This window comes from Euzebya pacifica (genome assembly GCF_003344865.1).
GTDB lineage: Bacteria > Actinomycetota > Nitriliruptoria > Euzebyales > Euzebyaceae > Euzebya > Euzebya pacifica.
Map to the genome: position 1 here is coordinate 2,824,811 of NZ_CP031165.1, position 19,503 is coordinate 2,844,313.

Annotated in this window: 21 protein-coding genes and 1 pseudogene; 14 read left to right on the top strand and 8 right to left on the bottom strand. The window is 69.3% G+C overall.

Annotated elements, in window-relative coordinates:
• Positions 1 to 72: 72 nt before the first annotated feature.
• Positions 73 to 258 (bottom strand): annotated as a pseudogene (locus DVS28_RS29965) (MBL fold metallo-hydrolase); the annotation flags it as partial.
• 62 nt (positions 259 to 320) lie between these two features.
• Here DVS28_RS29965 and DVS28_RS11990 point away from each other — a divergent pair.
• Positions 321 to 1,346, top strand: coding sequence for a recombinase family protein (locus DVS28_RS11990; protein ID WP_114591661.1), 1,026 nt, complete (start codon positions 321 to 323; stop codon positions 1,344 to 1,346).
• A gap of 58 nt (positions 1,347 to 1,404) precedes the next feature.
• Here DVS28_RS11990 and DVS28_RS11995 read toward each other — a convergent pair whose 3' ends face one another.
• The gene (locus DVS28_RS11995) at positions 1,405 to 2,634 is read right to left on the bottom strand and encodes an IS256 family transposase (protein WP_114591662.1); all 1,230 of its coding nucleotides are present in this window, start codon (positions 2,632 to 2,634) and stop codon (positions 1,405 to 1,407) included.
• Positions 2,635 to 2,852: 218 nt separating this feature from the next.
• Between DVS28_RS11995 and DVS28_RS12000 the strand changes: the two genes are divergently transcribed.
• Both DVS28_RS12000 and DVS28_RS12005 read left to right on the top strand, forming a co-directional pair.
• Positions 2,853 to 3,251 carry a hypothetical protein gene (locus DVS28_RS12000; protein ID WP_114591663.1) on the top strand — a complete coding sequence of 133 codons (399 nt, stop codon included), beginning with the start codon at positions 2,853 to 2,855 and terminating at the stop codon, positions 3,249 to 3,251.
• Between the two features lie 41 nt (positions 3,252 to 3,292).
• Positions 3,293 to 3,997, top strand: coding sequence for a ZIP family metal transporter (locus DVS28_RS12005; protein ID WP_216826582.1), 705 nt, complete (start codon positions 3,293 to 3,295; stop codon positions 3,995 to 3,997).
• Between the two features lie 20 nt (positions 3,998 to 4,017).
• On the opposite strand, the gene DVS28_RS12010 is transcribed toward DVS28_RS12005, so the two are convergent.
• From DVS28_RS12010 to DVS28_RS12020, 3 genes are read right to left on the bottom strand one after another with little or no spacing between them, the layout of a single operon-like run.
• Complete coding sequence (locus DVS28_RS12010) at positions 4,018 to 4,680, bottom strand: class I SAM-dependent methyltransferase (protein WP_216826583.1); 663 nt, start codon at positions 4,678 to 4,680, stop codon at positions 4,018 to 4,020.
• A gap of 53 nt (positions 4,681 to 4,733) precedes the next feature.
• The gene (locus DVS28_RS12015) at positions 4,734 to 5,354 is read right to left on the bottom strand and encodes a thioredoxin-like domain-containing protein (RefSeq protein ID WP_216826584.1); all 621 of its coding nucleotides are present in this window, start codon (positions 5,352 to 5,354) and stop codon (positions 4,734 to 4,736) included.
• Entirely contained in the window at positions 5,344 to 5,973 is a 630-nt protein-coding gene (locus tag DVS28_RS12020; RefSeq protein ID WP_164710422.1) for a DUF305 domain-containing protein, read from the bottom strand. The genes DVS28_RS12015 and DVS28_RS12020 overlap by 11 nt, the downstream gene beginning before the upstream one ends.
• A gap of 408 nt (positions 5,974 to 6,381) precedes the next feature.
• Between DVS28_RS12020 and DVS28_RS28355 the strand changes: the two genes are divergently transcribed.
• From DVS28_RS28355 to DVS28_RS12050, 8 genes are all read left to right on the top strand, one after another.
• The gene (locus tag DVS28_RS28355; protein ID WP_164710423.1) at positions 6,382 to 6,903 is read left to right on the top strand and encodes a hypothetical protein; all 522 of its coding nucleotides are present in this window, start codon (positions 6,382 to 6,384) and stop codon (positions 6,901 to 6,903) included.
• A 50-nt stretch (positions 6,904 to 6,953) separates the two neighbouring features.
• Entirely contained in the window at positions 6,954 to 8,780 is a 1,827-nt protein-coding gene (locus DVS28_RS12025; protein ID WP_164710424.1) for a copper resistance CopC/CopD family protein, read from the top strand.
• On the top strand, positions 8,777 to 9,904 hold the full coding sequence (locus DVS28_RS12030; RefSeq protein ID WP_114591668.1) for a hypothetical protein: 1,128 nt from the start codon (positions 8,777 to 8,779) through the stop codon (positions 9,902 to 9,904). The genes DVS28_RS12025 and DVS28_RS12030 overlap by 4 nt, the downstream gene beginning before the upstream one ends.
• A complete protein-coding gene (locus DVS28_RS12035) occupies positions 9,901 to 11,496 on the top strand; it encodes a cell wall-binding repeat-containing protein (RefSeq protein WP_114591669.1) in 1,596 nt (531 codons plus the stop codon). Before DVS28_RS12030 ends, DVS28_RS12035 begins: the two co-directional genes overlap by 4 nt.
• Before the next feature lie 2 nt (positions 11,497 to 11,498).
• The gene (locus DVS28_RS12040) at positions 11,499 to 12,419 is read left to right on the top strand and encodes a cation diffusion facilitator family transporter (protein WP_114591670.1); all 921 of its coding nucleotides are present in this window, start codon (positions 11,499 to 11,501) and stop codon (positions 12,417 to 12,419) included.
• A 20-nt stretch (positions 12,420 to 12,439) separates the two neighbouring features.
• The gene (locus DVS28_RS28360) at positions 12,440 to 13,375 is read left to right on the top strand and encodes a hypothetical protein (protein WP_164710425.1); all 936 of its coding nucleotides are present in this window, start codon (positions 12,440 to 12,442) and stop codon (positions 13,373 to 13,375) included.
• 5 nt (positions 13,376 to 13,380) lie between these two features.
• A complete protein-coding gene (locus DVS28_RS12045; RefSeq protein ID WP_164710426.1) occupies positions 13,381 to 13,914 on the top strand; it encodes a DUF3105 domain-containing protein in 534 nt (177 codons plus the stop codon).
• Between the two features lie 159 nt (positions 13,915 to 14,073).
• Positions 14,074 to 15,153: a M23 family metallopeptidase gene (locus DVS28_RS12050; protein WP_164710427.1), complete on the top strand. Its 1,080-nt coding sequence runs from the start codon at positions 14,074 to 14,076 to the stop codon at positions 15,151 to 15,153.
• Positions 15,154 to 15,366: 213 nt separating this feature from the next.
• Here DVS28_RS12050 and DVS28_RS12055 read toward each other — a convergent pair whose 3' ends face one another.
• The 3 genes from DVS28_RS12055 to DVS28_RS12065 form a co-directional block, all read right to left on the bottom strand.
• Entirely contained in the window at positions 15,367 to 16,143 is a 777-nt protein-coding gene (locus tag DVS28_RS12055; RefSeq protein WP_114591673.1) for a cytochrome c biogenesis CcdA family protein, read from the bottom strand.
• Between the two features lie 75 nt (positions 16,144 to 16,218).
• Complete coding sequence (locus DVS28_RS12060) at positions 16,219 to 17,175, bottom strand: M48 family metalloprotease (RefSeq protein WP_114591674.1); 957 nt, start codon at positions 17,173 to 17,175, stop codon at positions 16,219 to 16,221.
• Positions 17,172 to 17,564: a BlaI/MecI/CopY family transcriptional regulator gene (locus DVS28_RS12065; protein ID WP_114591675.1), complete on the bottom strand. Its 393-nt coding sequence runs from the start codon at positions 17,562 to 17,564 to the stop codon at positions 17,172 to 17,174. Before DVS28_RS12065 ends, DVS28_RS12060 begins: the two co-directional genes overlap by 4 nt.
• A 117-nt stretch (positions 17,565 to 17,681) precedes the next feature.
• Between DVS28_RS12065 and DVS28_RS12070 the strand changes: the two genes are divergently transcribed.
• Genes DVS28_RS12070 through DVS28_RS12080 form a run of 3 tightly spaced genes read left to right on the top strand, consistent with a single transcriptional unit; the run spans position 17,682 to position 19,500 of the window.
• Complete coding sequence (locus tag DVS28_RS12070; RefSeq protein WP_164710428.1) at positions 17,682 to 18,527, top strand: WD40/YVTN/BNR-like repeat-containing protein; 846 nt, start codon at positions 17,682 to 17,684, stop codon at positions 18,525 to 18,527.
• Positions 18,503 to 18,970, top strand: coding sequence for a hypothetical protein (locus DVS28_RS12075; RefSeq protein ID WP_114591677.1), 468 nt, complete (start codon positions 18,503 to 18,505; stop codon positions 18,968 to 18,970). The genes DVS28_RS12070 and DVS28_RS12075 overlap by 25 nt, the downstream gene beginning before the upstream one ends.
• Positions 18,967 to 19,500: a hypothetical protein gene (locus DVS28_RS12080; RefSeq protein ID WP_114591678.1), complete on the top strand. Its 534-nt coding sequence runs from the start codon at positions 18,967 to 18,969 to the stop codon at positions 19,498 to 19,500. Before DVS28_RS12075 ends, DVS28_RS12080 begins: the two co-directional genes overlap by 4 nt.
• Positions 19,501 to 19,503: the final 3 nt, after the last annotated feature.

The window sequence follows — 19,503 nt, forward strand, 5'->3', positions numbered from 1 at the left end:
TGACCACCCATGGGTGGGTTGGGCCCCGATCGCGCCGCTGACCACCGTCCGGGACGGACGGCCCGCTCCGCCTCACCAGCCGCGGTCGCGCCACTCCTGGAGGTGGGGGCGTTCTGCGCCGAGGGTCGTGTCGTCGCCGTGGCCGGGGTGGACCCGGACCTCGTCGTTGAGGACGAACAGCTTGTCCTCCAGCGAGTCCATGATCTGGCCGAACGCGTCGGCGTTGCCGAACGTGTTGCCAGGGCCCCCCGGGAATACGGGGGGAAATTCCCTCCCCAGAAATGCTATCTTGAGACCATGAGAGCAGGTTGGATGCGGTCATGAAGGCGGGTCTGTACGCCCGTATCTCCCAGGACGAGCACGGCACCGAGAAGGGCGTGCAGCGTCAGCTCGAAGACGCCCGTGCCGTCGCTGAAGCGCGTGGCTGGGAGGTGGTGGGGGAGTGGGCGGACAACGACGTCAGCGCCTACTCCGGAGCGACACGGCCTGGTTACCAGGCACTCATGGAGTCGGCCGCCGCGGGAGAGTTCGACCGGATCGTGGTCTACATGACCTCCCGGCTGTGGCGGTCGCGACGGGAGCGAGCCGAGGCGATGGACCTGCTCGCGGACCGGCGGATCTCCGTGGCGGCCGTGTCGGGTCCCGAGCTCGAGCTGGCCAGCGCCTCGGGCCGGATGGTCGCGGGCATCCTGGGGGAGTTCGACACCGCTGAGTCGGCGATCAAGGGTGAGCGTGTGGCGCGTGCCGCGTTACAGCGTGCGCAGGAGGGTCGTGCGTCAGGGCCGGTCCTGTACGGCTGGCGTCGCGAGCCCGTGCTCGACGATGAAGGACGGCAGGTGTCGTTCCGCGATGTCGAGGATGAGGACCAGGCCGATATCGTCCGCGAGTTGGTGGACCGCATCATCGCCGGTGAGTCGATGAAGGGGATCGGGGAGGACTTCAACCGCCGAGGCGTCCCCGTGCCATCGGGGCGGGCCGGGGTGAAGTGGCGAGCGGGGACGGTGCGCAAGCTCGCCCTCCGACCCGCCAACATCGCCAAGCGGGTCCACCATGGGCTCAAGCGGGATCGGCTGGGCCGTCGGGCGCCCCGCCACAGCGGCCCGTGCGTCGATGCGTGCATCATCGGCGATGCAGCTTGGCCGCCGATCATCGAGGAGGAGCGCCACCGCGAGGTCGTCGCCCTGCTGACCAACAACTCGCGCCGCACCACCATCGCCACCAACAACCGGGTGCACCTGCTGACCTACGGTATCGGGCGGTGTGGCGTCTGCGGGGCGGATCTGCGGGTCAAGTCGTGGCGCTACCACCGCAAGCGGACCGGCCAGACAGTGCAGCGGACGCTCTAGGCTGAGTCCCGTGGGGTGGTGGAAGTAGAAGGTCACCGTTCGTGAAGTTGTTGGCAGGCTATGCCGCGGTGGTGGTGGCTGTCACCTCGATGGTGGTGTCGGCGGCGATGGTCTTCATGGATTCCTCGGAGAAGTAGCTGCGTTCGGCGACTTGCCATTCGTCGTGCTGCTCGAGCAGGACGGCGCCGACGAGGCGGATGATGGAGTTGTCGTCGGGGAAGATGCCCACCACGTTGGACCGGCGCTTGATCTCCTTGTTGACCCGTTCCAACGGGTTGGTTGACCACACCCTGCGCCAGTGGGTCCTGGGGAACGCCGCGAACGCGGTGAGATCGGGTTCGGCGTCAAGCAGCATCTGGGCCGCGGCGGGGAACCGGTCGGTGAGCATGTCGGCGACGGCGCGGAGCTGGGCGGTGACGGCGGCCTGGTCGGGCTGGGCGTAGATGGTGCGGATCATGGCGGTGACCATCTCGCCGTGGGCCTTGCCGACCCGGGCCAGGACGTTGCGGTTGAAGTGGACCCGACAACGCTGCCACGCCGCGCCCTGCAGGTGCCGGCGGATGGCGGCCTTCAACCCTTCGTGGGCGTCGGAGATGACCAGCTGCACACCACCGAGTCCGCGGGTCTTCAAGCTCTTGAGGAAGGCACCCCAGAACGCTTCGTCCTCGCTGTCGCCCACGTCCAGCCCGAGGACTTCGCGGGTGCCGTCAGCGGCGACGCCGAACGCCACGACGATGGCGCGCGACACGACGTGGCGGCCGACGCGGCCCTTGACGTAGGTGGCGTCGCAGAACACGTAGGGGAAGTCGGTGTGGGCCAGGGTGCGGGCTCGGAACGCCTCGACGTGCCCGTCGATCTCCTTGCAGATCCGCGACACCGTCGATTTCGACACGCCCGAGTCCACGCCGAGTGCCTTGACGAGGTCGTCGACCTTGCGGGTGGAGGTGCCCTTGACGTAGGCGGTCATGATCACCGCCCACAGGGCCTGGTCCACCCGGCGGCGCGGCTCCAGCAGCGACGGGTAGAAGTTGCCGGCCCGAACCTTGGGGATCGCCAGCTCCACATCACCAGCCGGTGTTGACAGGGTCCGGGGTGGCCGGTGGCCGTTGCGCTGCCCCGTCCGGTCATCGGTGCGCTCGTGCAGCGCCGCCCCGATTGAGGCGGTCAGCTCTTCCTCGATCAGTGTCTGCAACGCGTTCTGGAGCAGATCACGAAACAGGCTGCGGTGCTCCTCGGTCAGCAGGTTCGTCGCAGCGTCGGTCAGCAGGTCATTATCAATGTCGGCCATCGTGTGGCCCCTTTCGAGAGATCCGTGGAAAGACCTCACGAACAGTCACACGGTGGCCAACACCGTCTGGGGAACCAACTCCGACTTACACCTGTTGCCGGGACTCAAACACGCTCTACACCTGCGAGGCCAAGGGCTGCACCAGCCGCGACGAGCCATCGGTCGACGATCTGGTCGGACAAGTCGTCGTCGCTCGTCTGAGCGCACCGGATGCGGCGTTGCCCGACCTCACAGCCACACGGGGGCGGACGGGGGCTGAGGACCAGCAGAGGATCGCCGAGGAACTCCGGCAGCGGCTCAATGAGGCTGCCGCGGACTACGCCGACGGGCTCATCGACCGTTTGCAGCTGCGCGAGATCTCCGGTCGTCTCCGGCCGCAGATGGAGATCGCCGAGCGGAAGGCGACCCGCACCTGCGCGACACCCGATCCGAAGCCGCTGCGCGACCTGCTGACGAATGCCAGCATCCAGACGGCTTGGGCACAGCTTGACGTGCGCGGGCGGCGGCGGGTGCTCGAGGTCCTAAACCTCTCGGTGTCGCTCCTGCCGACCCGGCAGGGCCCCGGCTTCGAGCCGACCGACGTCGTGATCGAGTGGGCTCCCTCCAGCCACGACTAGGGCTGAGTTTCTCAGGGGAGCACCCCGGGTACGGACCGAGCGTGATCGACGTCCTCCTCCTGGCGCTGTTGCCGGCCGCCGGCAACATCACGGGTGGCCTCGTCGCCGAGGTCACCCCCCCGTCGGACCGTTGGCGCAACCGGGCCTTGCACGCCGCGGCCGGTGTGGTCTTCGCCGTCGTGGCCGTGGAAATCATGCCGAGAGCCGTCGATGTCGTGGCCGGCTGGCTGCTCGCCCTCGCGTTCCTTGGCGGTGGCGGCCTCTACCTGCTGGCGCAGCGACTCATCCAGGCCCGCGCAAAGGGCTCCGGGCGGATGTGGATGATCTACCTGGCCATCGCGTCCGATCTGTTCAGCGACGGGCTGCTCATCGGAGCTGGTGCGTCGTTGGGCGGCGGGCTCGGGTTGGTGCTCGCAGTCGGTCAGGTGCTGGCCGACGTGCCCGAGGGAGCGGCGTCGACGATGACCTTCCGGGGCAACGATGTCCCACGATCCCGACGCCTGTTGCTGTCGGTCGCAACGGTTGTGCCGGTGTTGGTCGGGGCGGCGCTGTCGTTCCTGCTGCTTCGTGGACGTCCGGAGCGGTGGCAGCTGACTGCGCTGGTCGGCACCGCAGGCATCTTCGCGGTGGCGGCGTTCGAGGACATGATCGCCGAGGCGCACGAGACCGAGGACACCGACGCGTCGACAGCCGCGTTGCTGATCGGCTTCGCGCTGTTCACCTTCGTCTCGACCACCCTCGGCTGATGACGCAGACCTCCTCCGCGTCAGGGGGCGGTGCCGGTCGATCGGTAGACAGCCCCACCGAGGACGTCGGTGTAGTCGGCCTCCACGGTGTGGGTATCCACAGCCTCCCAGGGGCGGTGGCTCCGGTAGGCATCGGTGACACCGAACGGTCGGTTGAGCCAGCTCCCGATTCGGACCAGCCACTCCGGCCAGCCCTCGGGGTCCCGCAACCCGGTGATGGCGAGTCGACCACCCGTGGGGAGCTCCTCGATCAGCCGTTCGATGACCGTGTCGTAGTGGGGCAGCATCTCCATGGCGAACGCCGACAGGGCAGCGGTCGTCCCATCCGGCAGGGTGAAGTCGGCGATGTCAGCCTGAATGAACTCGACGTTCGTCAAACTCTCTCGAGCACATCGGGCACGCGCACGGCCCAGCATCCTCGAGGAGATGTCAACGGCCACGACCCTGCCCGAGCTGCCGACTGCTGCGGCGAGGGCAGGCAGCGCATGGCCCGTGCCGGTCCCCAGGTCCACCACCGTGTCGCCCGGTGCCAGCCGCAGCAGCGGGATGGCCCCATCGACCAACCGATAACCGCCGACAACCCGGTAGGGAGCGACGACGAGGTCGTACACGGCCGCCAGTCGGTCGTACAACCGTCGGACTGCGTCCGCGCTCAGGACGCCGTCATCGTGACCGATGGACATGGCTTCGCTCCTCAACATGGTCGACGTGCCGCCGTACAGGACAGCAGTCGATTTCAGACCGCGGGTTCGCCGACGCCGCCGGTACAGGGCGCCCCAGGCTCGGGTGTCTGGGGCCCCTGGACGAAGGCGCGAAGGAATTCCTCGAGCCGGGGGTCCTCAGCCCCGTCCAACTCGATCTGTCGTCCCCAGGCGGTGGCCACTACCGGTACTGCCATCCCGCCGCTGGGGCTGACCAGGACGTGGGGGCGCCCTGCGAGACCGTCCTGGATGGCTGCGGGGTCGACCGCGCTGGGGTCGTAGGTCACCCAGACGGCGCCGTGCTCCATGGAGTGCACCGCGTTCTCCGGTCTGACCGGTTCGGTGTAGATCCCGCAGTTCTGCCACGCCGGATCGTGGGGGCCGCCTGGAGGTGGAAACCGGTCGTAGGGCACGTCTTCGGAGACGTGGCCCGCACCGGCGACGGGGATCTCGATGGTCCCCTCGGGCACGCCGTCCGCAACGGCTGCCGTTGCGCCGCGCGCTCCCTCATCGGGCACGCGATCGCCACCGTCGTTGCCCGTTGTCACCAGGACGACCGCGACCACTGCCAACAGCGTGACGCCGCCGACCACCGCGCCCCTGCCGGTCCGACGTCGTTGCTGCTGCTCGATGTGGGGGTCGGGGTCAATCGCCATCGTTGTGTCCATCCATCTCGATCGTGTCCTCCGTCTGGTCCATGTGCTCGGCTGACGAGGCCTTCACGGCATCGTCCACCGCTCCTGTCCGCTGCTCGATGAGCGCCTGCAAGGTGTCGATCTCGTACTGCTGGGACGCGGCGATCACCTCGGCCAACTCGGTGACAACCCGTTCATCGGAACGTTCCAGGACCGCCTCGGCCATGGTGACGCCAGCCCGGTGGTGCTCGATCATGAGCCGCAAGAAGGTCAGCTCGGCGGTCTCGCCGTTCTGACCGGCCAGCGCGGCGATCTCTGCACGGCTGGCCATGCCCGGCATGTCAGCGGTGCTGTCCATGGCCATGCCCATCCACGCCATGGAGGCTTGACCGGAGTAGGCAGGCAGTCCCCACAGATCCAGCCAAGCGGTCATCTGACCGATCTGCGCTTGCTGGGTCAGCGCGATGTCCGACGCCAAGAGCTGCATTTCGGGGTCTTCGGTCTTGGGTCGCAGCAGCTCGGCCATCTCCACCGCCTGGCTGTGATGGGCGGTCATGTCACGGGCGAAGCCGGCTTCGGGTGAGCTGTCTCCAGGGACGTCCGTGCCCGCTCCGCCCAGGATGTAGGCGGTGCTGGCCACCACGGCCAGTAGTACCAAGCCGAGGAGCAGGGTGGTCGGTCGAGGGGCCGGACGGTCGAGTGGTGCGGCGTCAGCCGCTTGCGCTGCCGGGCTCGGGGCGTTCATGGGGTCTCCTGCAACAGTGCTGGGGCGGCAACCGGTGTCCGTTGAACAGGGCCGCGCGCGTAGAAGGTGATCGATCGTTGGCGACTGCAGCGGGACGCGGTTCGGTCAGGGGGAGAGGTTGGATTCCGCGGAAAGGCGTAGTCATGGAATCCGACGGCGGGATCGCCTGCCGAATCGCATGCTCGGGACCGTGCGTCGCGCATCTGTGCAGGTCGAACTGCGCACGAACCGACGGTAGCACGCGGTGTTCCGTTGGTCGGCGGTGCAGGGCGCGGCCACGACGGCCGCGATACCCTGCGCGCCGTGCGACCTCTGACCGCGGGCGGGTTCCGCTGCCTTCTCGGCGCCGTCGCGGCCCATGCCGCGACGGGTGTGCTGGTGCACGCGGGTTCCATGGGCGGCCCGGACTCCGTGCATGGGGTACATGCCCCGGCTGGGGTGTTGGCAGGGTTGGCCGTCCTCATCGTCACGATACGTCGACGCGCTCGGGGCCGGGATGCGGCCAGCGTGCGGGATCTTGTGGCGAGGGCCGCCCTGACGACGGGATACCTCACCGTGGAGGCGGTGGCTGCCGAGGGGTACGGCACCCACCTGCTGCACGATCCGTGGATCCTCCTTGCGCCTGCCGGTGTGCTGCTGGCGCACATGGTGACGACGGCGCTGGCGACCGCTGTGGTCATGTCCCAGGCGCGGCCGTCGATGCGCGTCGTGCAGGCAACCCCGGTCCTGCCGCAGGTCCACTGGTGGTTCATCAATCGCTTGGGGGTGTGGTCGAGCTCGCCGAGGCTCGGTCGTGCGCCACCGCGGTCCGCAGCTTTGCGCTAATACCACCTGCACACGGGGCCGCTCTGCCCCACACCCCCCGAGGACGCCACATGTGCTCCACACCTCGGCGACTCAACGCGTCGTCGGTCAGGACCGTCATGCAGACGGTGCTGCTCCTTGCCCTTCTCGCGTCGACGGGCGTGCTCGGGCTCGCGGGGCCAGCCCGCGCCCACGCCCGGCTGGTCGCCACCGAGCCAGCCGCGGGGCAGACGATCACCGACGCTCCGGAGATCATCCACCTGACCTACAGCGAACCTATCGAGGAGTCGTTCTCCGGCGTGCAGGTGTTCGATCCCGCCGGTGAACGTGTCGACGAAGGCGCGCCGATCATCGTCGGGGCGGAGACCACCGTGCCGATCGGGCCGATGGCCCGGCCTGGCACCTACACAGTCGTGTTCCGCGTCATCGGCTCGGATGGCCACCCGGTGGAGTCCCGCTTCACCTTCGTCTTCGAGCCGGACACGACCGTTGAGCCCTCACCCACGCCGACGGCGACCCCGTCGGCCCCGGAAACGACCAACGCCACACCGGTTCCGGCCGACCAGCCCGAGCCGTCGCCGACCGACACCGAAGTCGCCGTCCCGCCGTTGCCCACCGAGGGCCTCGTGGACGACATCACGCAGATCGATCCGGCCAGCATCGAGCTGCAGGACGCAGGGTCCGGAACCGATCTCGGCCTGCTCGTCGCGCGGGTCCTGGACTACCTGGCACTCGTCGTCATTGCCGCTGGTCTGGTCGGTGGCATCCTCCTGTACCGCGGCGTCCCGGCCGCCGACGACCGCCGACGATCGATGCGCCGACTGGTTCGGCTCGGCGGTGTCTCGTTGGTGGTCGCTGGGGGGATGGTGTTCGTCTACGGGCTTTCGGCCGCGGCTGCCGAACCGTTGCCCCAGGTCCTCCTCGGGTCGGTTCCCGCCCGCTTCGCTGCGACGCGCTTCGGTACCCTGGTCCTGGCGCAGGCCGCGCTGGGACTTGCCATCGTGGTCGGCGCATCGCGGACCGACCGACGCACGGGGCTGTGGTTGACGCTAGGCGCGGCCGGGGCGGCCGCGGCGCTGCCCGGACTGTGGGGGCATGCCGGTACCACGTCGCCCGTGCCGCTTGCTGTGGCCACGGATTGGAGCCACGTCGTCGCGTCGGCCGCATGGGTGGGTGGTTTGGCTGTCCTGGTGGTGCACACGACGCGGCAGCCCGCTTCCCAGGCCGTCGACCCGGTGCTGCGGTTCAGCCAGCTGGCTGGCGTGGTGATCTGGGTGGTCCTTGCCAGCGGTGTCTTCAGCGCCCTGCTCCACATCGGTGCAGTGGACCAACTGACCGGTACCGGCTACGGCCGACTCGTCATCGCCAAGACGCTCCTCTTCGTCGGCATAGCCGCCCTCGGGTGGCGCAACAGGTCACGAGCCATCCCGCGGCTCCGCCGCGAAGTACGTGACGGCGATGGGACCTCCGCGCTTGGCCTGCTCCGACGTCTCGCCGCCGCAGAGGTTGCCCTGATGCTCATCGCCCTCGGCGTTGCCGGTGGCTTGGCCTCGAGCATCCCTGCAGAGGCCGAAGCAGCGGGACGGGTTGAGTTCGTCGCTGCCGCGCTGACCGACGAGGACAGCGTCAACGTCACCTTCGACCCGGCCCGGCCCGGAACCAACGTCATGCACATCTACGTGCTGGGACACGACGGCCGCCCTCGGGCCGTGGACGACGCCGACATCTCGCTGACCTTGGACGGCCGAGACATCCCCGCCGACCTGGTCCTCTCGGGCCCCGGTCACTACACCGCGCTCAACCAGCAGTTCCCCGAGGCCGGCGACTACGCCATGGAGATCGCAATCGACATCGACGGCGAGGTTCGCCGCGCCACCGCGACGGTGGTCATCCAGTGACCGAACGCCAGATCACCACCCCAACCACCCCCTTGGAGGCACATCTCGTGCGGCGAACGCTCAGCACTGCCCTGCTCACCTACCTGTTGCTCTCGTTGACCGCGACCCCAGCGCTCGCGCACGGGCGAGGATCGGACGCGAGCAACTTCGAGTCGAGGATCACCGCAGCACCCGGAGTCGACGGGCTGGAGTGGCGGATCATCAACTCCGACGAGTACCTGCAGCTGTCGAACACCTCCGAAGCCGAAGTGGTGATCCCCGGCTACTCGGGCGAGCCTTACCTCCGCATCGGCCCCGACGGGGTCTTCCAGAACCTCAACAGCCACGCGACGTACGTCAACGAGGACAGGTTCGGCCAGACCGTCGTGCCACAGGACATCGATCTTGAGGGTCCACCTGATTGGGAGCGGATCTCCGACGGCAACAGCCATGCCTGGCACGACCACCGGATCCACTGGATGGCCAGCGCCGATCCGCCGGGGGTGGCAACCAACCCCGACGAGGTGCAGTTGGTCAACGCCTGGACGGTGCCGTTCGAGGTCTCCGACGAAGCATACGAAGTGACTGGCGACCTGAGGTGGGTCCCTGGCGGGAACCCGCTGCTGTGGTTGGCCCCCGCCCTATTGGTCGTCTCACTGCCCGTCGCCTACGGGCTGCTGCGTACGGAGCCCGACGTCGAGGCCCTCCGCTGGGACGGCCTGGCGAGGATCTCCGGCGGCACGCTGCTGGTCATCGGGCTCGCCAACCTCATCAACCTCGCGGACGACCTATTCGCCTCCCCCGTGCCGCTCAGCGAGAGCGCAGTGGCGGCGGTCCAGACCGCCTTCTTCATCGCCATCGCCGTATACGGTGCTGTCCGCGCGATTCAGGGCACGGAGGGGGCCTTCACTGCACTCGGGGTGGGGGCAGGCGCTGTCTTCATCGGCCAGGGGTTGCTGTACGTCTCGGTGCTGTCAGCCTCGCAGACTGCGAGCATCTTCCCAGGGTGGCTCACCCGGCTGGTCGTTGCCCTGAGCATCGCCCAGGTCATCCCCATGGGTGTCGCCACCGTGGCGGGGATACGTCGCCTGCTGCCGGACTGGGATGACGAGTCGGCTGTCTTCGTGGCAGGTGAGGCGTCATGACGCGCAGACTTGCCTGGACCGCGAGCATCGCGATGGTCACGGTGCTGCTGGTCGCGGCTGCGCTACCGGCCACTGCGAACGCCGAGGAGCTGTGGTTCCCGGTGGAGTTGCCGCTGGACAGCTACGCCGATACGTGGGGTGCCCCACGCGGTGGCGGACGCAGCCACGAGGGCACGGACATCCTCGCGCCCCAGATGCGACGCGTCTATGCCGCCGCGTCGGGTGAGATCATCAAGGCCCTCGGCGAGGACTGCCAGGACGGGCAGGTCTGTAGCTCCTACTACCTGGCGGTTGCCGGTGACGACGGCCGCGGCTACTTCTATGTTCACCTGAACAACGACACTCCCGGCCGGCCCGACGGGTGCGACGGACTCGGCGGTGTCGCGGGCGCCTTCAGCCCCAGGCTGGTCGAGCAGTTGGAAGATGTCGGCACGTTGGCCGGCACGCGCGTGGTACGGGGCGAGCACATCGGTTGGCAGGGGTCATCGGGCAACGCCGCCTGCGGCGTCGACCAGTTGCACTTCGAGATCTGGTCCGACCACGACTGGGGATCGACCGGCAAGATCAACCCGTATCAGGAGCTGGTCGATGCCGAAGCTGCAGGGCGTACGGGGGATGGCGCGACAGGCGGAGACGAACCGTCGGTCGTGCGCGACGCCGGTGATGACCGCATCGGCACGGCCATCGCCCTGTCACGCACGGCACACGCCGATGCGAGCGGCGTCGTCCTGGTCCCGGCCGAGGATTACGTTCCGGCGCTCGTCGCAGCACCACTGGCTGCACTGCACCACTCGCCTGTCCTGCTGGTCCCCAGCAACGCTCCGCCACCTGATGCCCTCGTCGATGAGGTCCGTCGACTGGGGGCCACGTCGGCGACCGCTGTCGGCGACATCGATGCAGCAGCGCTCGAGGCACTGGTGTATACCACGGGCATCGAGCAGGTTCAGTCGATCCGAGCGGACGGCCCCACCGAGCTGTCAGTCGCGGTCGCCGATGCGGTCGTCGCGGGCGGTGGAGATCCGGATCACATCGTGGTGGCCCCTGTCGACCTCGGCGATGGGTCTCGCGGTTGGCCTGATGCGCTGATGGCCAGCACCCTTGCCGCGTACCGGCAGGCACCCGTGCTGCTTGCCACCGCTGATGGTCTGACCAACGACGTCAAACGCCACATCGAAGGATCGGGACCCTCGACTGCCGACGTCGTCGGCGGAACCGCGGTGATCGCCGAGACGGTGGTCGATGACCTCCGGGCTGCTGAGATCCTGACCAGACGTCTGGCGGGCGCCGATCGCTTGGGAACCGGGCTCGCGGTGACCGCCGCCATCCTCGACGGTCCGTTCGGCGCCGCGGCCAGCGTGCTTCACGTCGCCACGGCCGCCGACTACCCCGACGCGCTCGCTGCGGGACCGGCGATGGCCGCCCAGGGTTCGGTTCTCGTCCTTGCCGACCCGTCGGGAGACAACCTGTCGGTGCTGGACTGGGTCGGTGCGCGTGCCGACTCGATCGATGTGATACACGCGATCGGAGGTCGTCTTGCGCTGCCCGACGAGACCGTCTCCGCCCTCGCAGCCGGCGCGACCGGGAGTCGCTGAGCGTGGCTGAGCATACCGATCACGAGCACCTGAGCGCCGCGACGGCCGGAGGTGCGCACAAGGGCAAGCTCCTGCTGGCCACCGCGCTTGTCGGCGGCTTCTTCCTCGTCGAGCTTGTCGGAGGACTGCTCACGAACTCGTTGGCGTTGCTCAGCGACGCCGCCCACATGTTCACCGACGTGCTGGGGCTGGGAATGGCCCTGGCCGCCATCCATGCGGCGTCACGTTCCCGCGGCAACCCGCAACAGACGTTCGGTCTCTACCGCTTCGAGATCCTGGCCGCGCTCGCCAACGCCGTGCTGCTCTTCGGCGTGGCGATCTACATCCTCGTCGAAGCCATCCAGCGGTTCGGTGAGCCGCCGGAGGTGCTCGCTGCACCGCTGCTGGTCGTCGCGGTCCTCGGCCTGGTCGTCAACCTGATCGCCTTCGCGCTGCTGCGCAGTGCCGCCACGGAGTCCATCAACGTGGAAGGTGCCTACCTCGAGGTTCTCGCCGACACACTCGGTTCGGTCGGCGTCATCGCCGCTGCCATCATCATCCAGGTGACGGGGTTCACCCTCGTCGACCCGATCATCGCTGTCGCGATCGGCGTGTTCGTCCTGCCACGGACGTGGCGGCTGGGCCGCAAGGCGCTGCGCATCCTGACGCAACAGGCGCCCGCGCACCTGGACATGCGCAGGCTGAGGAGCGACCTGCTGGCGCTCGAGGGCGTCGAGGAGGTCCACGACCTCCATGCATGGACGCTGACCTCAGGTATGGACGTGGTGACGGCCCATGTACTGGCCGGCCCCAGCCACGACACCCACGACGTGCTCCACCGTACCCGAACGGTCCTCCGAGACGTCCATGGCGTTCTGCACGCCACCCTGCAGGTCGAGGCGGCCGCGCACGCCGACTGCGGCAACTGCACTGAGACCTGGTGACCACCGACCGAAGGACCGTAATGCTGCACCGACGACACCTCCTGCACGCCACCGCCGCCGGACTGGCCACCGCGCTCCTCGGTTGCGAGTCCGGCACAACCGTCGACGGACCGACCGTCGCCACCGCGTCCGAGTCGACTCCGGCCACCCGAGCGACACCGGCCAGCGCACTGCTGGAGGAGGTCGCTCCGGATCGTTCATCGGAGCTGACCGTGATCAACGCCAGCTTCGAGACCCTCACCGGCGATGACCAGCTGTTCGCCTTCGGGCTGGTGGGACCGGACAACACCCCCGTCACTGGAGCGGAGGTGAGTGTGTGGACAGGCAGCCCGGAGGGCGGACAGGTCAGGGGTCCGGTGCGGGCGAGCTTCCGTGAGGTGCCCAACCAACCGCTGGGGTTGTACGTGGTCACCCTCGAGCTTCCTGAGCCGGGGACCATCCCGATGGCCGCGGTGACGACTGATGGGGCCGGCGGGGAGACAGTCCTGCGCGTGGCCGATCCCGAGACCGCGATCGTGCTGCCGCCAGGTGCGCCTGCCCCCGTCGTGGCGACACCGACGCCCGACGACTTGCTCGGGTTCGAGCGGTTGTGCACCCTCGACCCGCCCTGCGGCATGCACGAAGTGAGCCTTGACGAGGCGTTGCAGGCTGGTGAGCCGGTGATGCTGACGATCGCAACCCCCGGCTTCTGCGAGACCGCCATCTGCGGACCGACAGTGGAGGTGGTCGAAGGCATCCGGGCCAGCCGACCTGCCGACAGCCCGATCAGATGGGTCCATGTGGAGGTCTTCAGCGACGCCGGGGCGACCGTGGCCGATCCGGTGACCGCTTGGCAGCTGCAGTCCGAGCCCTGGATCTTCGGCGTCGGGTCGGACGGACAGATCACCGGACGGCTCGACGGTCCCCTCACCATCCTCGAGGACGAGATCGCCGCCTTGGCAGACCAGATCGCATGAGGGTGGTGGCGATCGCACTGGTGGCCCTGCTGGCTGGCTGCAGCACGGGCGAGGGAGATGTGGGCACCCCCACGGCCACGGCCCGCTGCGCCGAACCGGAGCTGCCACCGATCCAGTTCGGCAGCCACCTCCTGGGCGACACCGAACCTCCCGTCCCCTACAGCTCATCCCCCCCGACGTCGGGCTGGCACTCCTCTGGTGCCATCCCCATAGGGGTGGGAGAGCTGAGCGGTCCACAGCAGGTCAGCGTCCTCGAGAGCGGCGCCGTCGTCATCACGCACGGACGCCTTGCGGCCACTGAGTCGACCGACCTCGCCGCCCTGGCCAACGGTCGCTTCGACGGCCGGATCGCCGTCACGCCCTACGAGCGGTTGACCGACGGGGAGGTGGTCCTTGCTGGTTGGGGGGTGCTGCAGCGGTGCGACGGTGTGGACGTCGGGGCCGTCGAGACCTTCGTCGCCGCGTACGCCGCAGAGGCCCCCACCGTTCCCGGCCTGGACGACGTGCCGCGCACCGAGGGTGTTGGGGATGCGCCGTGACCGACTGGTCCTGGACGGACGCTCCCGGCCATCCCGCCGGAGGGATCGGGGATGCGTCGACGGAGGAGGTATCGACGGACGATGAGGGTGCTGCTGGAGATGGCTGATCCGTGGCGTCATGGCCCCGCGTCAGCGTTTCTGAGAGGTACAGCGGCGATCGTGGTCGCAGTCGTCGTAGCTGGTCCCGTGGGCGCATCGACGGTGGACCCGGCGACGTCGACAGCTGACCTGAGACAGGCCGAGGCTCGTCTGCAGCGGGTTGAGGCCCTGCTCGATCAGCGGGCCAGCGACTACGAACGAGCCCAGCAGCACGTCGCAACGCTCCAGCCGGAGACAGAGATAGCAGAGAGCCGGGTGACGGACGCCGAGGCGGCCCTCTCGCAAGCGGAGTCGGCGGCACGGACCGCGATCAGGGACCGGTATATGCACCCGACCGCCGCGGGGACGTGGGCGCTGCGGGTGCTCACCCGATCGGCGTCCGTCAGCGCGGTACTGCACCAGGTCGCGCTGCGACGACAGCTACCGCGCAGCCGCATTGACACGGCGCAGCAGGTCGCCCGCGCGTCGTCCATCGTCAGCGACCAGCAACGCCAGCACGCCACCATCTTGAGTGGTGCCGCCCGGGCCGCCGAAGACCTCCAGGCCGAGCGTGCACGGTTGGATGCCGCACTCCTCGTGGCTACCGAAGAGGTCATCGGCGCCCGCGCCGAGCTGGAGGAGATCCGCCGCGTGGCTGCCGAGCTGGCGGCCGTCCGTGCGGCGCTGGCGGCAGCGGATCAGGCAGCTGAGCAGCAACTCATCGGTCGCCAGGCGGTGGTGGCCGGGGGACAGGAGGCCTGGCCCCCGGTCATGGCGTGCCCCCTCGGACTGCCGAACGGCTTCTCGTCATCGTGGGGCGCGCCACGATCCGGCGGTCGCAGCCACGAAGGGGTGGACATGTTCGCGGCCCGGGGGACCCCCGTGGTGGCGGCCGGCGCCGGCACCGTCCGCGTCGGACGCAACGGCTTGGGTGGATTGACGGTCAACCTGCATGACGTGGCGGGCAACCGGTACTACTACGCCCACCTCGACAGCGTCGGCGTGCTGGACGGGCAAGCGGTCGAGGCAGGTCAGATCCTCGGTGGGGCAGGTACGTCCGGCAACGCCGCAGGTACGCCGCCGCATCTCCACTGGCAGGTCCACCCCGGTGGCGGCGGACCGGTCGATCCCTTCCCGCTCGCCAACGCGCTCTGCCGGTGACGGGCAGGACGGTCGTGCCGGCGTCACGACTGGATGGTAGGCAGTGATCGGCCCCCAGGTTGTCCTGCGGACCAGATCAGATCTCCAGGCCCGTCAGGCACTGACCGAACCGGTCGAGCGGCGGTGGTTGCCCACGCCTGACACGGGCAGCGGCGACACCCCCGTGGTCGTGATCGACACCGCTCTCCCGGTGCTCGTGTGGACTGCCGACGATCAGATCGGGGGCCAGCCAAACCGGCTGAACAGGCTGGTGAGGGGAGCGAAGAAGCGAAGCCACTGATTCGTGAGGAGCAGGATGCCCATGGTCACCATGACGGCGGCGCCGGCCAACTCCACCGCTCTGGCGTGTCGACGGAGCCAGGTAACGATGGGGTCGAGCTGTGAGGCTGCGACGGCGAGACCGATGAAGGGCAGCCCCAACCCGGCCGAGTAGACGGCCAGCAGCGCCGCCCCTTGCCCGACGGAGCCGTTGCTGGCGGCCAGGGTGAGGATGCCGGCCAGCACCGGGCCAATGCACGGCACCCATCCGATCGCGAAGGCCATCCCCAAGGGAACCGCTCCGGCAGGGCCGGGCCGGACCCGCGACAGGTCGAACCGGTACTCCCGCATGAGCACCGGCACGCGCACCACACCGGCCAGCACCAGCCCCATGACGATGATGACGACACCGCCCACCTGCGAGAGCACGATGCGGTTGGTGAGCAGCACGGTGCTCATCGCCGACGCGCCTGCGCCGAGGGCGGTGAAGACCACACCGAAACCGGTGACGAACAGCAGGGCGCTGGACAGCGCACGGGTCCGAGCTGTCCGTCGTTGCACCACCGTGACGGTCGAGACCGGGGTGGCGGCCCGTCCTGAACGATCCGGGGCGTCCTGGCCGGTGCTGCTGATGTAGGCCACGTAGCCCGGCATCAATGGCAGGCAGCATGGCGACGTGAAGGACAGCACCCCGGCCGCGAACGCAAGTCCGGCCATCGCCATCAGCTCCATGTCGGGTCCTTCCGCCGTCGTCCACCAAGGTCCCTTGGCTGCTACGTCCAGTAGTAGCACATCGGGCTGCCGGATCTACAGCGGGCAGAAGCTCGGTGTCAACAGGAGGGGGACGGCACCTGCGGTGTCCACGGCCCCCAGGACCAGCGTCCCGGCCATGGTCGCCGTGGACGCGCCCAGGATGGCGTGGTCGCGCCATGATGCGGTGGGGCTGGGGGCGATCAGACGCTGCACCCGCCAGACCGCGTCACCGGATGCACCCAATCCATGTCCGGGCCTGGCCGCGAGTGCGACCTGACCCAGGGTCACGCCGACGAGTCGGGGATCGTGGCGTCGCACCGCGGCATCATCGGCCAGCGCCTCGAGGTGCCGCCTGACGCAGTCGCCGGCGTGGCGGACGAACGGCAGCGGGGCAAGCCCTGCGACCAGGAGTCGTGTGGCGGCGTCCACCACGCCGTGCCGACCGCGCTGGTGGGACTGCTCGTGCGCCAGGACGACGCTGCGCTCGGTGGGGTCCGCATCAGCCCAGAACGCGGCATCGACCGCCACCACGGGGTTGAGCAGTCCCACGGTGACCGCCGGTGTCCCCAGATCGTCGACGAGGACGGCCAACCGGCGTGGCCGACGGGCGGCCCCGGCAGCAGGGGGTTCCACGTCCGGCGTCACCGCCGGGGCCTTGCGGACACGCCGGAGGAGCCGGCGCGAGCCGATGACATCGTTCGCAACGCACCACAGGCCCCGACCAGGCAGCAGCACGACCCATGCGAGCAGCAGCGACGACTGCCACCACCCGAGTCCTCCGGTCAGCAGGTCGCGCAGCACCGTGCCACAGGCGGCCACCAGGGTGCCCGCCGGGCCGGCTGCGTCGGTGATGACCTCTACGACCAGTCCCAGCGAGCCGACCCACACGGCGGCGGTCGAGAGCAGCAGCATCGAGACGGCGGCGCGGGGAGCGCGTGCCTCGAGGTCACGGCAGGGCCGCCAGGCCAGCATTCCGAGGCCCATGGCCGTGAGCATGGCCGCGTGGATCATGCCGAGCCCTTGCCCTGCTGTTCCGCGGCGCCGCCGAGAAGTCGGCGTAGCGCTGTAGCCTCGTCCGGATCGAGATCCGCGACGAAGTGCAGCAGGGCCGCGGTCCGGTTGCCCGCGACCGACAGCGCATCGGCCATCGTGGCCGCCGCGTGGGCCTCACGCGTCGACGACGGCTTGTAGGTCCATGCCCGCCCAGCCCGACGCCGCCGGAGCAGCCCCTTGTCGTGCAGTCGGTTCATCACGGTCATCACCGTGGTGTAGGCGAGATCGTCCTCGAGCCGGGACATCACGTCACGAACCTGCAGGTACTGACCCGCGTCGTCCCAGGCGACCCGCATGATCTTGGCCTCGAGCGAACCGAGTTCCGGGGAGTCTGTGCCTGCAGCCATGGTACGGGATCCTCTCCTACGGGTGGTCCGACGGTGGTCGTGGGTTTCCCAGACTACAGTGTCGGTGTGAACCCTATGACCTGTAGTACAGACATCGCTGACCGTCGAGGCCATGCGATGCGCCGCAGCGTGATCGGCCTCCTGCTCGGCGCGTCGGTCCTGGCCGGCTGCAGCGATCCTGCCGCCGAGTCCGCCATGCCTGCAGGTGATCACGTCCACGCCCTGCAGGAGGTGGCCGACAGTGACCTGCTGCTGGGACTGCACGGCGCGCTGTACCGCAGCGAGGACCAGGGGGCCTCATGGGACCTGGCTGGCCTGGAGGGGCAGGACGCGATGTCGCTGGGGGCGCAGGATCCTGACGGACTGCTGTTCGTGGCCGGTCACGATGTGCTGCAGCGCAGCCGTGATGGCGGTGCCACGTTCGAGCCGCTCGCGCCGGCGGACCTGCCGTCGCTGGACATCCACGCGTTCGCGCAGTCCGCCAGCGATCCGGACACGGTGTATGCGTTCGTGGTCGGCTTCGGCGTGTTCGTCAGCACCGACGCGGGTGAGACGTGGGAGGCCCGGGCCGGGGCCGGCCAGACGGTCGGCGCGGACACCTTCGCGCTGCTGGTCGACCCCGAGGACCCCGACGTGATCCTGGCCGGCGGCGGGCAGAGCGGGCTGGCGCGATCCGCCGATGGCGCCCGGACCTTCACCGTGGTGGATGAGGCGGGTGTGGGCTCGTTGACCGCCGACCCGGATGACCCCGATCGGGTGGTCGCCCTGACCAGCGTGGGGGTGCAGGAGAGCGTGGACGGCGGGCAGACGTGGTCCGTGGTGGGCCCGCCTGACGTCGCTGGACAGCCGGTGGCGATCGCCGCTGGCGCCCAGGACCGGCTCTGGCTGGTCACCGAGGAGCCCCGGCAGCTGCACGTGAGCACCGACGGCGGGTCGACGTGGCAGACCGCACCGCCGGCCTGACCGGCGACGCCCCGCCTGTCCGCAGCGCAACCAAGGCAGCGGTGTCCGTCGTCGTCGTGCTGGCCATCACCGTCGCCGGCGTGGTGGTCTACCTGACCTCGTCGGCACATGGGCTGCACGACCCGGTCCACGCCCTGCAGCAGTTCGACCTGTTCTACCTCGACCAGCCCGCGCCGCTGGCCGAACAGCTCGAGCTGCAGCCCGGCCGGCCCGCCCTGGTCGTGGTGTGTGAGGACTGCCAGGCACCGGACGTGGACGCGCACGTCCGCGTCACCGACGACCCCGACGTCGCACGGCGCTACGGCCTGCTCACCGCGGAGGGCCGGATCGGTCCTGGCTACGCGGTCGTGGATGCCATGGGCACGTTGCGGTACCGGACCTTCGACCCCGCACCCGCCGCCCACACTGAGGAGATCGCCGTGCTGTTGGACGCCGCCCGGTGAGGCACGTCATCACTGCCGTGGTGGTCGTGGCGGTCGAGGGCTACTTGTACTGGCGCTACCGGGCACTCGGTGCCGAGTTCCACTTCTGGCTGCACGGCCTGTTCGGTGCAGCGATCGGGGTGGCCGCGACGACGGGGTGGGCGCTGCTCCGTCGGCGCCGTCCCGCCGCGGTGTGGGGACCGGGCTTGGCCGGGCACGTCTACTCCGCCTTCCCCGACGCCCTCTTCCTGTCCGCAGGGATCCTCCACGCCCTGTGGATGGACGCCTTCGCCTTCCACATCGCCCTGCACCTGATCCCCGCACCGCTTGTCACGATGCTCGGCGTGTTCGCGCTGACCCTGTTGGCCTGGCTGGCGGCGTCGTTGGACCGCCCCCGCATGGCGGTCGCTGCGCTCGTCCTCGCGGTCGGGGTGACGACGGTCGCGCTGCTGGTCGCACCGGCCATCCCCACCACGATCGAGCAGATCCGCGAAGTGCCGGAGATCGCGCTGCTGTGCCCGCTTCGCGAGGTCGACGTCGCCTCGTGGTGAAGC